This is a genomic window from Lysinibacillus sp. FSL K6-1151 (assembly GCF_038630755.1).
In the GTDB taxonomy this organism is placed as follows: domain Bacteria; phylum Bacillota; class Bacilli; order Bacillales_A; family Planococcaceae; genus Lysinibacillus; species Lysinibacillus fusiformis_D.
Genome location: NZ_CP152040.1, coordinates 1,345,453 through 1,358,148, shown reverse-complemented (window position 1 = coordinate 1,358,148; position 12,696 = coordinate 1,345,453). Strand labels below are relative to the sequence as shown.

General features: G+C 38.0%; 17 protein-coding genes. 3 read left to right on the top strand and 14 right to left on the bottom strand.

Annotated elements, in window-relative coordinates:
• Positions 1–39: 39 nt before the first annotated feature.
• Positions 40–1,221 (bottom strand): YbfB/YjiJ family MFS transporter, encoded by a 1,182-nt coding sequence (locus MHI04_RS06450; protein ID WP_036127273.1) that lies wholly within the window; start codon positions 1,219–1,221, stop codon positions 40–42.
• Positions 1,222–1,321: 100 nt separating this feature from the next.
• On the opposite strand from MHI04_RS06450, the gene MHI04_RS06445 reads away from it, so the two are divergent.
• Both MHI04_RS06445 and MHI04_RS06440 read left to right on the top strand, forming a co-directional pair.
• The gene (locus tag MHI04_RS06445; protein WP_058843311.1) at positions 1,322–2,215 is read left to right on the top strand and encodes a LysR family transcriptional regulator; all 894 of its coding nucleotides are present in this window, start codon (positions 1,322–1,324) and stop codon (positions 2,213–2,215) included.
• A 198-nt stretch (positions 2,216–2,413) separates the two neighbouring features.
• A complete protein-coding gene (locus tag MHI04_RS06440) occupies positions 2,414–2,731 on the top strand; it encodes a hypothetical protein (protein WP_036127276.1) in 318 nt (105 codons plus the stop codon).
• Here MHI04_RS06440 and MHI04_RS06435 read toward each other — a convergent pair.
• From MHI04_RS06435 to MHI04_RS06420, 4 genes are read right to left on the bottom strand one after another with little or no spacing between them, the layout of a single operon-like run.
• Positions 2,726–4,234, bottom strand: a complete 1,509-nt coding sequence (locus tag MHI04_RS06435) for a HAMP domain-containing sensor histidine kinase (protein ID WP_342535759.1) — start codon at positions 4,232–4,234, stop codon at positions 2,726–2,728. The two genes, MHI04_RS06440 and MHI04_RS06435, sit on opposite strands and share 6 nt — an antisense overlap.
• Positions 4,227–4,928 carry a response regulator transcription factor gene (locus MHI04_RS06430; RefSeq protein WP_036127280.1) on the bottom strand — a complete coding sequence of 234 codons (702 nt, stop codon included), beginning with the start codon at positions 4,926–4,928 and terminating at the stop codon, positions 4,227–4,229. Before MHI04_RS06430 ends, MHI04_RS06435 begins: the two co-directional genes overlap by 8 nt.
• Positions 4,929–4,981: 53 nt before the next feature.
• Complete coding sequence (locus MHI04_RS06425; RefSeq protein WP_342535425.1) at positions 4,982–5,569, bottom strand: DedA family protein; 588 nt, start codon at positions 5,567–5,569, stop codon at positions 4,982–4,984.
• On the bottom strand, positions 5,569–6,141 hold the full coding sequence (locus MHI04_RS06420; RefSeq protein WP_089932113.1) for an rRNA adenine N-6-methyltransferase family protein: 573 nt from the start codon (positions 6,139–6,141) through the stop codon (positions 5,569–5,571). Before MHI04_RS06420 ends, MHI04_RS06425 begins: the two co-directional genes overlap by 1 nt.
• 289 nt (positions 6,142–6,430) lie before the next feature.
• Here MHI04_RS06420 and MHI04_RS06415 point away from each other — a divergent pair, with 289 nt between their 5' ends.
• Positions 6,431–6,988 carry a hypothetical protein gene (locus MHI04_RS06415; protein WP_342535424.1) on the top strand — a complete coding sequence of 186 codons (558 nt, stop codon included), beginning with the start codon at positions 6,431–6,433 and terminating at the stop codon, positions 6,986–6,988.
• Positions 6,989–7,302: 314 nt separating this feature from the next.
• On the opposite strand, the gene MHI04_RS06410 is transcribed toward MHI04_RS06415, so the two are convergent.
• From MHI04_RS06410 to MHI04_RS06370, 9 genes are all read right to left on the bottom strand, one after another.
• The gene (locus MHI04_RS06410; RefSeq protein WP_342535423.1) at positions 7,303–7,965 is read right to left on the bottom strand and encodes a M15 family metallopeptidase; all 663 of its coding nucleotides are present in this window, start codon (positions 7,963–7,965) and stop codon (positions 7,303–7,305) included.
• Positions 7,962–8,369 (bottom strand): phage holin family protein, encoded by a 408-nt coding sequence (locus tag MHI04_RS06405; protein ID WP_342535422.1) that lies wholly within the window; start codon positions 8,367–8,369, stop codon positions 7,962–7,964. Before MHI04_RS06405 ends, MHI04_RS06410 begins: the two co-directional genes overlap by 4 nt.
• Before the next feature lie 138 nt (positions 8,370–8,507).
• Positions 8,508–8,657 carry a hypothetical protein gene (locus MHI04_RS06400; protein ID WP_342535421.1) on the bottom strand — a complete coding sequence of 50 codons (150 nt, stop codon included), beginning with the start codon at positions 8,655–8,657 and terminating at the stop codon, positions 8,508–8,510.
• 1 nt (position 8,658) lies between these two features.
• The gene (locus tag MHI04_RS06395; protein ID WP_342535420.1) at positions 8,659–8,949 is read right to left on the bottom strand and encodes a hypothetical protein; all 291 of its coding nucleotides are present in this window, start codon (positions 8,947–8,949) and stop codon (positions 8,659–8,661) included.
• 92 nt (positions 8,950–9,041) lie between these two features.
• Positions 9,042–10,352, bottom strand: coding sequence for a hypothetical protein (locus tag MHI04_RS06390; protein WP_342535419.1), 1,311 nt, complete (start codon positions 10,350–10,352; stop codon positions 9,042–9,044).
• The gene (locus MHI04_RS06385; RefSeq protein WP_340810142.1) at positions 10,352–10,900 is read right to left on the bottom strand and encodes a putative phage tail protein; all 549 of its coding nucleotides are present in this window, start codon (positions 10,898–10,900) and stop codon (positions 10,352–10,354) included. Before MHI04_RS06385 ends, MHI04_RS06390 begins: the two co-directional genes overlap by 1 nt.
• Positions 10,893–11,978 carry a baseplate J/gp47 family protein gene (locus tag MHI04_RS06380; protein ID WP_340810140.1) on the bottom strand — a complete coding sequence of 362 codons (1,086 nt, stop codon included), beginning with the start codon at positions 11,976–11,978 and terminating at the stop codon, positions 10,893–10,895. The genes MHI04_RS06385 and MHI04_RS06380 overlap by 8 nt, the downstream gene beginning before the upstream one ends.
• Positions 11,978–12,382 (bottom strand): DUF2634 domain-containing protein, encoded by a 405-nt coding sequence (locus tag MHI04_RS06375; protein ID WP_340810138.1) that lies wholly within the window; start codon positions 12,380–12,382, stop codon positions 11,978–11,980. Before MHI04_RS06375 ends, MHI04_RS06380 begins: the two co-directional genes overlap by 1 nt.
• Positions 12,382–12,696 (bottom strand): DUF2577 domain-containing protein, encoded by a 315-nt coding sequence (locus tag MHI04_RS06370; protein WP_036127387.1) that lies wholly within the window; start codon positions 12,694–12,696, stop codon positions 12,382–12,384. The genes MHI04_RS06375 and MHI04_RS06370 overlap by 1 nt, the downstream gene beginning before the upstream one ends.

Genomic DNA, 12,696 nt, shown 5'->3' with positions numbered 1-12,696 from the left:
TAAAAGTAAGTAAGACGCAGATAGGTCTTACTTACTTTTTTATTTACTTATGGGAGCAGCCATCCTATCATATTTTACTCCACCAATTAAACATAGAGCCCCAAGCACTACTACAGCGGCAGCGCCTATCAATGCATACTGATAGCTATTCGTCACATTCGCAATTGTCCCTGCTATGGATGGGCCAATCATTTGGCCAAATGCATAACCAGCAGTTAAATAGCCTATAATTTGATGACTGTTTATCGGTACAATATGTCTTGCTAATGTTGTGCCAACTGTTGTAATGCCCATAAAGGTTGCACCAAAAATAAAGGCACTGGCATAAAGGGTAAGCGTATTCGTTGTAAATGCAGGTAACACGATACCAAATGCTTGCAATAGCATAGAGATCAGTAATGTTCTTACATAGCCATAATGCTGTGCTAGCTTCGACCATACAATACATGAAGGAATCGCCGCAACGCCCACTACAAACCATACAAAAGCTGCATCTCCATGAAAGCTTGTTGACTCCTGTGCAATCGACACAATAAAGGTACCTGTGACAATATAGCCAAGCCCCTCAAGGCTATAGGCTATGATTAACCATTTTAGCCACGTCTTCGGTGGAGCTTTCTGAGGCGCAATGGCTTGACTTACTAAGTGTTGTTCATACGGTGGGATCGGTTTGATGAATCTTATAATCAGCACAAACAATACGACACAAAACAGAGCTAAAGCAATCCAAGTTCCATTCCATTGAAAAATGGCATGTATTGGTGAAACAATGATGGCACTTAAAGCAATACCTGTCCCTACCCCACTATAGAAAAGTCCTGATAGATGCATGTTACGACTGCTAGCTAACTGATCAAGGACAAGGCTCGCAATGACGACAAAAATAAAGGCACTCATTATACCTGAGATAAACCGCAGTATGTACCATATAAGGATTGCATTCATAATGCCCATGAAGGCAGTAGTTAAAATGCTAATAACGAGTGCTAGCTGTAAAAAAGGAATGCGTTTATTTGCTATAGGTAAACGCCCTGCCACCAATGCTCCTACTAGATAGCCTAAATAATTGCTTGTGGCTAAATATCCTGCTGTTGCAAGGCTAAATTCAAATGTTTCTTGCATATACGGTAAAATAACTGTATAGGAGAAACGAGCGATGCCCATGGCGATTACCAATGTAAAAATCCCACCAATTACATATTGAATCGTTTGCTTGTGCATAGAATCACTCCTTCCAATTTACTATAACAAATATCCAGATATCACAAATAGACTCAATTCGTTATAATAGGTATCAAAAAAACTGATAGTTGGAGGATCTATGAATATTAATGATTTAACGATCTTTCGGACAGTCGTCCAAACAGGTAGTTTTTCTAAAGCTGCCACAGCACTTAATTACACGCAATCCAACATCTCTATGAAAATTCAAAGTCTTGAGACGCTGTATAGCACAACATTTTTTTATCGCGGACATCGTGGAATACAGCTTACACCGAAAGGAGAACAATTTTACGAGCTAGTCTTAAAAATGCTTCACCTCTATGAAAAATCCTTTGAGATTGTTCAGGATACAGGAGAACCAAAAGGTGTATTACGAATTGGATCAATGGAAACGACTGCAGCACTACACTTACCAGCGTTATTAACCATATTTCATCAAGCTCATGAACAGGTGGATATTACCATTTTGACAAGCCCTTCACAGGATAATATTGACCGGTTAGAAAATTATGAATTAGATGGTGCATTTGTCACTGGACCTGTTTATAAAGAAAATCTATTGGTAAAGGAGTTTGTCTACGAGGAGCTTGTTATTGTCACATCTAGCAAGCATAAACCAATTAAGCAGCTGCGAGATTTAGCGAGTAGCACTGTAATTACATTCCGTCATGGCTGTTCCTATCGGGCTATTTTAGATCATTGGTTACATGAGGATGGTGTACGCCCACAAAATCGAATGGAGTTTGGAACACTTGATGGAATCTTAGGCTGTGTTGCTGCGGGATTAGGTTTTACCTTACTTCCTCGTGCCATCGCGGAAAAATATAGTGCCACACAAGCATTGGCACTGCATGCGATCACGAACAAGCAAGCACAAATTCCTACGTGGTTTATTTATCGTAAGGATGATGTACAGTCTCCTATACTACAGTATTTTTTAGAATCTCTTGATGCTTACCAACGTTGCGAGAATACTAGCCAAAAGTTTTGAAATGCTTTCTATCACTTTGGTATTGCTATCCATCACTTTGATAACGCTATCCACCACTTTAGTAACGCTATCCTTTACTATCCACCTTCTACTAAAAAGCTGTTCAGCACATAATCCTTGGCTGAGCAGCTTATGTTTTCTTTTGACGACTGAATACATTTCCTTTAGGCTGTAATTACATACTGAAGGGAGCTTTTTATGGATATTTTTATCGCTAGTAATCGACAATTACCTATCCGCTACTATGTGCAGGAAGCGGTCTGGATTCGTCGTGGAGGGAGCACAAAACTGCCAGAGTTAACACTGCCGTTTTTCGTCGAGGTAGAGATTCAAAACCACTATAACTTACAAATCATTACAGACTATATTTTTGACTTTCAAAAACAATACAAGCAAACAGAAATTCAACTCTTCATCAAGGACACAGCTCTCCTAGCAACCATGCAGGAAATGCTAGGTCATCATAAACACAGACAACATGCTATTTACATTCTTCCACTGCAATTGAACTTATGAAGCTGCTAATGGCAATGTAATAATAAAGTACAATGTCTCGTTTTTATATTTAGCGTGAATCGTTCCTCCATGAAGCTCTACGATGCTTTTGGCAATCGCTAATCCAAGTCCCGAACCTTCTGTAACATTTGTTCTCGCTTGATCCTTTTTATAAAATCTCTCGAATAAACTATCAAGCTCCTCCGTTGTAAAGGCATCACTTTGATTTGCCACGCAGATACGCACATGATCGTCTTGCCCTTCAAGAGAAACCATAATTTTTCCATCATCAGCGCTATAATTAATAGCATTAATGAGTAAATTATCAAACACACGAACAATTTTTTCCGAATCAAGCGCCGCAAAAATTTTTTCTTCAGAAAAGTGTTTCATAAAAATACGTTGTTTTTCCTCTGCTAAGGGCACTAATTCCTCCATTAGTTGATCGAGTAGCTCATTCACACAAACCTGTTGTCGTACTATTGTATTTTTATCATTCGTTAGCTTGGTATACTCAAATAAATCATCAATTAAATTTTTCAATTGCTCAGATTTAGAAAAAGCTATTTTCAAATATTCGTCATACTGCTCTTTCGTCTCATACTTCTCTTCGCTTAATAAACGTAAATAACCCATAATAGACGTAAGAGGTGTTCTCAGGTCATGTGAAACATTTGTAATAAGCTCATTTTTTTGTTGCTCGATTTTTCGCTCCATTTCGATGCTTGTCATAATTTCTTCCGCCATTTGGTTAATATTATCGGTTAGTAATGCAATTTCATCTTGTCCTTTTTTCTCAATACGATAAGCTAAATTTCCTTTTGCGATGACCATAACCCCCTCTGCCAATGCCTCAATTTGATTCATTTTACGCTTGGTACTATAGAAAAAAGATACGATAAACAAAATAACCCCAATGAAAAAAGGTATGGGCCCTTCACTTGTACTAGTTATCGCTTCACCTTGTGGAAGCCCACTCACGAAGAAATAATAATTTTTATCTTGCAGGGTTAGCGGCACTAACGTGGTAAATGCCTCTCGTGATGTTTCTATCGCACCTGGATACGTATGGTTAAACGGTTGATTGATTGCAAAATCCATGACATTTCTTATTTCTTCATGCAGATCAATTTCTTGCTCTTTGACCTGCTTGGTTTTATATAAAATCTTCCCGCCCTCATCTGTCACAATAATTTGTAAAGCATTCTGGTCACTGTCCACCTTGTCATTTTCTTGGTCAATCCATTGCTTTAACACATTAACACTATTTTCTTGGATCGCTAATTCTGCTGTATCCTGTGCCTGAAAATACATCATCTGCATACTGGCACTATAATCCACCATCACGGTCTCATTGATATTCTCAAACAATGGAAGGACTGCACGTGACACCAAAAAGCTGCCCAGCGCACATAGGATAAACGTTGTAAATAGTTGAATTCGAATGCTACGCTGAATATTGTTTTTTATCTTCGTACCGATTTGTTTGAAGAGCCCTATGAGCTTACATAAAAACCTAAAGATCTTTTTCAACTTTATATCCTACTCCCCATACTGTTTTGATATATTGAGGATTTCTTGGATTTGTTTCAATTCGCTCTCGAATTTTACGTATATGGACCATCACTGTATTTTCTGATTGAAAAGCCTCCTCTTTCCAAACCCTTTCATAAATTTGCTCTGCACTCATCACGATGCCTGGATTACGGACAAGCAATTCTAAAATCGCAAACTCTCTTGGTGTTAACTTGACTTTTTCATTATTGACAAAAACCTCATGTGTCGCAGTATTAATACGTAAATCACCGATTTCCAGCTCTTCATTATTGCTGCTATTCATGCCATTCATTTTCAGATAGCGACGAAGCTGTGATTTAATGCGGGCAATTAACTCTAACGGATTAAAGGGCTTTGTCACATAGTCATCAGCACCTATTGTTAAGCCAACAATCTTGTCCATATCCTGAGATTTTGCTGTCAGCATAATAATAGGCATTTCCGCAATTTCTCTTACCTTCATACACATTTCAGTACCATCCACTTTAGGCATCATTAAATCCAGTACAATTAAGTGTACCTGATGCTTCTTTAATAACTGCAAGCCTTCATCCCCATCACAAGCCTCTAGCACATGATAGCCTTCATTTTTTAAATAAATAGCGATAAGATTTCGTATCTCTTTTTCATCATCTACAATTAAAATGGTTTCTTTACTCATCTAACCCCACCAATAATCAAATATTTGTCCATTATAACGTTTCCTCATTTTAACTATTTTTTTAATTTTCGTATATAAAAATAATAAAAACTGCTGATCATTACGCTGATAATTCCAAAATAAATACCATATTTAGTAGCCAGCATCGAAATAACTTCCATTTGACTGCCAAATAATAAACCAAGTGTAAAATACATCAATGTCCAAACAAAGCCTGTTGTATAGGAAAACAAGGCATACGTTTTAAAGGGCATATTATTCATCCCCACCAAGTACGGCAGGATATGTCGAACAATCGGAATAAAATAGCTCAGAACTAATGCAAAGCGACCATATTTATTTAGTAATTCCTTTGATTTTACAAGGTATTTTGCCTTGTTCTTTTTGATAAGTTTGTCGAGCACTCGATGTCCAAAGATTTTACCAAGGAAATACCCTAGTGAAAGCCCCGAAACAACACCTAAATAGGTCAGTAAAAAGGATTTCCATACAACCATTTTTTCTAACGAAGATAAAAATCCACCACTCATCACAATCATCTCATCTGGTAGCGGCATCCCTATAATGCCTAACCATAAACTAAAAAACAAAGCAAAATAGCCATATTGTTCAATGAATCCTAAAAGATCCTGTAGCTCCATTAACTAGCCCTCGTATGACCAAGTTTACAGCTTAGTACATATGCTGGCGGCATATTCATCCATACTTTTTCATGAGAAATATCTTCAAAATATGTTTGAAAGAATGCTTTTTTCACAAGTGAATATTGGAATGTTATAAATTTTCCATTGTGTAAACAATCCTTCACATTGCTTAAAATACAACATGATACATCAGACTTTAAAGAGGTAAATGGCAGCCCAGAAATGACATAATCAATTTTTTCTATATGGAGTTCGTCCATAAACTGCCTTAAGTTTTCTGCTGAGCCATTTACTACCACAACATTGGCTTCATGTGCAAATTGATGACGTAGCTTTTCACAAAAAATCGCATTATGTTCAATGAGAATAAGCAATGTAGCTGGCTGCTTTCTTTTCACAAGCTCTGTAGTAAAGGAACCCATCCCTGGTCCAAGCTCGACAATGCATTGAGCCGTTTCAAAGCAAATGGGTTGTACCATTTTATGAGCCAACTTTTTGGAGCTAGGTGATATTGCTCCAATTGTTTTCGGATGTTTGATAAATTCAGTTAGGAAGGTAATGAGTTGCATGTCGTTTTCTCCTCGCTTTGCTTACATTGTTGATGGTTCTAACTATAAAGAGCATTTCTTAAAGAATTGCAAGGAGAATTCTTAACTTTTTCTTAAGGTTTTACAATATTTGGTTGATTCCATAATGGTTACATCTTTGTATGAAATATTTGTAAGTTAATATAAAAAATTACTCATTCTTTGAGAGGAGTAATTTTTGACAAATAGCTATATGGAGTGACCACTGACAATACCTCCCATTATTGATATAATTTAATAGAATAACTAATTATGTAAGGAGATAACATTTATGAATAAACCTTTTTATAAAAAATGGTGGTTTATTTTAATCATCACATTCATTGTAATTGGTGCTATTGGAACTACAATGATTGGTGACGATCAGAAAACTTCTGAAAAGGAATTAAAGGAGAAAAATGATACCATCGTTATTGATATGAAAGCTGCAAATGATACAAGTATCCCCCTAGAGGAACGTATTGCCAAGATAGCTACTGATTTATTTGGAACTACTACAACTGATGGTCGCGATCGAGATATTAGGGTTGAAAGCATGGGAGATACCTATTATTTAAAGCTGATGATTGATGATTCCATAACAAAAAAGAAAAAGCTAAATGATGCTCAACAAAATACAGTTAAATTACTTAAAATTTTAAAGGATGTAGAGGATATGGGTAATATCCACATCAATTGGCAAGATCACTTCAAAGATGATTATGGTAACCCTACTACTGGGTCTGCAATAACCACGGTCATTAAAAAGACGGATATGGACAAGATTGATTTAGCTAATTTCCAAGCATCTGACTTGAAAAAGATAGCTTCATATTACTATAGTACATAGTGTTTTTAAGTAAAATCGGCTTTTCAAATATGAAGTATACAATGAAAAGTCCTTTTTAAATTTATTTTGGTGACTTACAAATAACTCCTTTAATTTTGAGGGAGATATAAAAAATAGTGTAATTAAAATTATGTACGATACTAGGATACGTATGATAAAAAAACAATTATCTTAGAAGAAAACAACACTCTATGATTACTACAAGAAATTCTACTATGAAATATCTAATAGTAAGAGGGTCGCACAAGTATAGCAGATATAAAAAATAGTTATATGGCCAAGAAAGCAATTAAGCTATCTTGGTCTTTTATACTTTAGTTACTACGTTGTGAAATAATGATTTTTATTCCTGCAAAATCACCGTCAGTCAATGTACCGGCATCAAATTTTTCTAGATGTGACTTTTCAATAAGCTTTTTATCTACTGCTTGTTTAATGTAGTCACGTACTGCGGCTTTAGTTGTCTCGTTTGTAAATCGCATTATATCATCCTCCTTTTGTTTTTGTGTATCCTCTACAATAAACTGAACCTTTCCAGCGCTACTCGTTGGCACTACTACTTGTCCTTCTAATTTATAGCCATTAGGCATTTGCCATGTTGTAGAAATTTCAAAATGAGGTGCATCGTATTGCCCTGCTGGCCAAGAGCCTCCCCAAGTGATATCCAGCTTTTTAGCTATTGTCCCCACCTTCGATAGAGTAGAAATATCATATAGATTTCGTGGCGGTGCTACAGCGATATCCCATGCTCTACGTGATGTATGATTACTATTACGTGTCCAGGTAACTACTTGGCCTGGTCTTGTTCTTCCTTGTTCATATAGAAAATTTTGGCGCGCTTGGCTGCGATATGTTTCTGTGACGAATATAAAATCAATACCTACTTTACAACACTCCTGAAAGAGTAATCGACAGGCTATTTGTGCGGCTGCTGTTAATTCCTTTAAATCACGACATGTTGTTACACTTGTACTCATTTTGTCTTCTCCTCCTTCGTATTGAAGATTTCTAAAGCTTTCTTAACTGGTGCAGGCATGTCCACCCCAAGCTTGGCTGAATTTTCTCCTAAGCTAACAAGTTCGTTAAAAATGAACAATAATACAACTGCATCAGGAATAATCTGTCCAATTGAAAACCCTTGATCTTGTAGCACTAAATAAATTAGATTGGCCACCACGATCCAAACCCACATCATGCCTTTTTTGATGATGCCTTGATAACCCCTCTTACTGTTAATCATTCCCCAATTTGCTGCCATGCCTGATAAAAAATCAATTACATTCAATATTAACAATACTGTCATCAATAAACCCCATCCACCTGCGAACCACGATACTACTCCACCTACTGTGCTAAGTAAAAATTTAATTGATTGTTCCATTTATCTACGTCCTTTGCCTTTTTTTAGTGTAAAAAAAGCCATGAGAAGCATCGAGGTTCGGTACAATGTATCGTTTGCCCATCTCGATTGCTCTCATAGCATTTAAAACATAAAAAATAACGCTAGCTTATGCTGCGTTTACTTGTTTTCGTTATCTTGTTCAGTGGCTTTTATTTTGATAGCCTCTTCTTCGGTTATTAACTTTTTTGTAACAGCTAAATCAATTTGTTCTTCTGTTGCTCTGCAGTTACACCAGTTGCGTAAAAATAAATTGTATACAGCACTCAAATTAATTACCCCCTATCATTAATTGCATAAGTAATTCATCTTGATCTGCTTGCGATACTCTCAAGTCTGCATTCAGACGCTCAAGCTCTGCAATGCGTTCTTGTAGTGGTCCACCGTGGGACTGCTCCTCATTGACGATAGCGCTATATGCATTGTATGCTGCTTGGTATTCCTCTTTTGTGATTTCGACCGTTTCTGTGCCCACTAGGGACTCGCGTGTGCCGTTGTAGATCACATACCCAATATTGGATGTTTGCTTGTCGTCGACGAAACTGCCGATCGCCTTGCTCATATCGACCCCACCATAGAGGTAGGTAGTGGCATTACCCACCGTCTCTTCTAGGTTTCCTGTTACTCGTAAATAGATAGTCATTTGTTTTCCTCCTAGTTGTTTGATGTTATCCAGTTGTAGGGGTATGTGTGGACGTTGGCAGTGTAGTTCTCTAGCCCCGTATTCTTGAGCGCCAATTGGTTTAAGGTTTTATCGTATACGATAGTGGATGACAACAATCCATAAACGTTAGCGCCTATTAGCAACGCATCTTGACTAGCCCCCATATCCGATGTGATCGTCTTTATCAGTGTTAGTGTAAGATCATAAATACGCAATTCTTTGTAATCAGATCGAGTAAATATGACATATCCGTCTATTAATTGTACACGCCACACATACGGTAGATTATATGATGAGTTATAGGCATCTAGGGCTACACTGAATGTCTGGATGATGCCTCCACCTTGTGTTGGACTCATCATCATGTGTAGATATGTCACACCGGATGCCCTTTCTATAGTGTAAAGATAACCGTTATCCATAACACCTGATAATCCTGGACCACACAATTTAGGCATGTTGTAATTTGTTATATATGTCATCGCTGTTTGTGTTAGTGAGTAGTATGAAACCCAAGTTGACGACCCAGTGTAGACATAATGAGTAACATCGTCATAATGCCACCCCTCCCTCAAAGCTGTCGCATTCAGGAATGGCTGGGTAGCAGAATCGAACAATGACAGATACGAGCCATACCATAACTTGAATATCTTAACGCCATATACGTTATCAGGAGAGTTGGTTGAGGCAATTCCAAAGAATCCCTTTCTAGCGAATACTGGTGTTGATAACCAGTTCCATGATCGCAACTCCCCAGATGTGTAAATCTTTTGCATGTTGGGGATAAATGGCGGTAACTTGCTTATGGTCGCCGTACCTGTCTTTAGACCATCGTCAGTTCCGAATGTCTTACCCTTCGCAACGTCAATCTCTGTGGCATTCCCATACTCACCCCCTTCACCCTGTAAGATAAAAGCCGAACCTCTATAACGTAGCGTGTAGACACCACCAGCTTTTAAATTCGTTACTGCCGTACCGTTTGCTTTTTTGATGGGGATTGCACCCAAACCATTAATATCCAAGGTTGTGGCGACTGTACTGTTAGCATTAGCCGCAAAAGATACACCCAAACCATCACTATAACTTGTTATCGCTGCATGTGTAACAGTTAATGCATTCGCTGTCCCTGCAACAGTTCCAAGCCATTTGACTGAATCAGTTGGGCTAATAGGCTGAATAGCATCTTCAATACGTTTCATTTCTGTATCGATCTTATCAAGATTGGCATTAACCACATTTACATTATAAAAATCATCTTCATTATCCTTTGTAAAACCATAATTAGCAGTGTCAGTAGACATTACGATAACACTTCCTCTCTCAGTTGTTTATGTGTAAAGGCAGCCAGTTGAGCATGTGTAAAGCGCGCCAGTGCACTATGTTGGATGTATCTGATTTCCACATAGACCAACATGTTTTGAGGCGTTACTCGCTCAAGTAATACCTCGACAATTTCAAATTCACGAGACACCGTTAACTCTAGCTTTACACGTACCCACTTTTCAGATGTACTGCGAGTAAGCTCGTATTTTCCCTCTCCTAGCAAGCTATCAAGTAGCTGTTTCAGAACTGGAAAACTATAGGGCGCTTGTTCTTGATATCTTGATAAAATACGGAAACGACGTGTTTCGAGTGTTTCGGATTCACCAGTAACTAAACCGAGCATTCTCTCGTAACGATCGGCACCGCGTTCATCTAGGGTTAAGATAAATTGATTACCTAACAATGATTCAGTCAGTTCCCATATACGCTCTAGTGATGGATTTTCAAGTGATGCAATCTTTTGAAGTTCCTTGATTTCATGGAGGATAGGGGGAAAATAGCTTAAAACATCCACTTTTCTAGCCACTTATAGTCCCCCTTTTCGGTATAGCTTCTCTATCAAGTTCAAGGTTGCTTGCCTTGCCATTTAATGTTGTGTTGGCTATGTCGATGACTCCATTAATACCAAGAATACGTGTTTCAATTTGACTTATTCGGATAATCAACCCTGTTTCATCTTCTTGTTTAGTAACTGCCGATGCCCAAAATTCCGCAAGCTCCTCAAAGTATCCATCGATTACTTCTTGGATAGCATTCTCTACATCTTCAAAAGACCATCCCGATTGAAGTGTTATTGTTGTACCTATATTCACTATCGTTTCATTGACAGCCGAGATAGTAACCATGTGATCAATAGGAGCAAGCCCGATTCCATCACCTTGCGCATCTAACGGATCCATTAGATGTTGTACTAACTCAACTAATTCAGTGGATGGCTTCGAAAAAGTAGAATCGATGATTGTAACACCAACAGTGCCGCCTCCATACTTCGCTCGGTAGATGCGTGCACCTCCAACCCCAGGTATGTTTCCAACTCGCTCTTTGTAATCGGCGCGATTCCCACCAAACGAAATACTTTCAAAGCTATTGAAGTAACGTGCCCTAAAAGCCTCTGTATCTTCTTCGTTCTCTCCTGGAATCAACAAGTCCGTTAACTGTGCCGTCTCAAGACCTGCAATGTAATCAATCGGTATAAGCTGCCCTATCTCGAAATTTCCAACTTCACCTTCTGTTTCACACTCCATCTTAAAAACACCTTTTTCAATTTTTTCAAGGGCTACGTAGTTGTATTCTTCCTGTGAAAATCGTGCGCCTAACGGAACATCAATATTGAATACTCCTTTTCGAATAGCTTTCGTTGCAGGGGTTGGACTAAGCCCTCGTTCAGCTGCACGCCTTACTAAATTTTCTCGTGAGGCCGTATCTGCGAACATTTCGTTTTCGTAGTTCAGCAATGTAAAAAGTATTTGAGCTGTCTCAGCTGTATTGGCTGCTGTTGCCTGATAAATTAACGATGTCTCTCGTTTATCCTGTGTTGGTACATTGGATAGTTTCTGAACTAATAAATCCTCATAGGGAGTATTTAAATCAAAGGCCACTGCCATCAATAATCCACCTCTTTCTCTGCTGTGATTTCACCAAATATGGTATGTGCTGTGTATTGAATATGCACTTTATTTTTATTTGTTGTTACTTCAAAAGTATCTACTTCCGTAATGCGATCATCCTGTAATAAAGCCTCTTGGATGCGTCGTTTTACTTCACTAGCAACATAGACAGTTGGTTGCCCAATTAAATCATTAGTTTCAAAGCCTGTGTTCCAGCTGTAAATTAAATGATTGTATCGCTCAATATTGAGCATTAAAAAAATCGCTTGTTTCAAGGCCTCTAGTTCATCAACGGTGCCATAACAGCGATCTAATTCGTGATTTATTTTAAAAGTATTAGAAGGTTCAATTTCTTCCTCAAAATCGAATGCCAGTCCGTCATTTATGACCTGTGGAATCATCAAATCACCTCTTTATCTATAATTAAATATTGTTGACCACCATGCACGCGAATCATCGTCACTTTGTCACCTGTTATTAAGCCGTTAAAGACTTTAGCTTTCTGCTTTGCTCCACCATTCACACTCATCTCTACTTCATAATCCATAACAGCACGGGTGAGCTTCAATTGTTTTTCTTTTAAAGTCAATTTTTGATCGATTTGAACCTCTAAAGGACCTACACTTATTACATTGCCGTAAATAACCGTAGCAAGCTTCTGTGCATTGAGAACGCCCAGAACAAGTTTCTGAATTTCTTTTAAAATATCCTCCAT

Bases quoted from the DNA above. Each gene is read 5' to 3' on its own strand.
- MHI04_RS06450 (WP_036127273.1), bottom strand. From the start codon at position 1,221: ATGCACAAGCAAACGATTCAATATGTAATTGGTGGGATTTTTACATTG.
- MHI04_RS06445 (WP_058843311.1), top strand. From the start codon at position 1,322: ATGAATATTAATGATTTAACGATCTTTCGGACAGTCGTCCAAACAGGT.
- MHI04_RS06440 (WP_036127276.1), top strand. From the start codon at position 2,414: ATGGATATTTTTATCGCTAGTAATCGACAATTACCTATCCGCTACTAT.
- MHI04_RS06430 (WP_036127280.1), bottom strand. From the start codon at position 4,928: ATGAGTAAAGAAACCATTTTAATTGTAGATGATGAAAAAGAGATACGA.
- MHI04_RS06425 (WP_342535425.1), bottom strand. From the start codon at position 5,569: ATGGAGCTACAGGATCTTTTAGGATTCATTGAACAATATGGCTATTTT.
- MHI04_RS06420 (WP_089932113.1), bottom strand. From the start codon at position 6,141: ATGCAACTCATTACCTTCCTAACTGAATTTATCAAACATCCGAAAACA.
- MHI04_RS06415 (WP_342535424.1), top strand. From the start codon at position 6,431: ATGAATAAACCTTTTTATAAAAAATGGTGGTTTATTTTAATCATCACA.
- MHI04_RS06410 (WP_342535423.1), bottom strand. From the start codon at position 7,965: ATGAGTACAAGTGTAACAACATGTCGTGATTTAAAGGAATTAACAGCA.
- MHI04_RS06405 (WP_342535422.1), bottom strand. From the start codon at position 8,369: ATGGAACAATCAATTAAATTTTTACTTAGCACAGTAGGTGGAGTAGTA.
- MHI04_RS06395 (WP_342535420.1), bottom strand. From the start codon at position 8,949: ATGAGCAAGGCGATCGGCAGTTTCGTCGACGACAAGCAAACATCCAAT.
- MHI04_RS06390 (WP_342535419.1), bottom strand. From the start codon at position 10,352: ATGTCTACTGACACTGCTAATTATGGTTTTACAAAGGATAATGAAGAT.
- MHI04_RS06380 (WP_340810140.1), bottom strand. From the start codon at position 11,978: ATGGCAGTGGCCTTTGATTTAAATACTCCCTATGAGGATTTATTAGTT.
- MHI04_RS06375 (WP_340810138.1), bottom strand. From the start codon at position 12,382: ATGATTCCACAGGTCATAAATGACGGACTGGCATTCGATTTTGAGGAA.
- MHI04_RS06370 (WP_036127387.1), bottom strand. From the start codon at position 12,696: ATGGAGGATATTTTAAAAGAAATTCAGAAACTTGTTCTGGGCGTTCTC.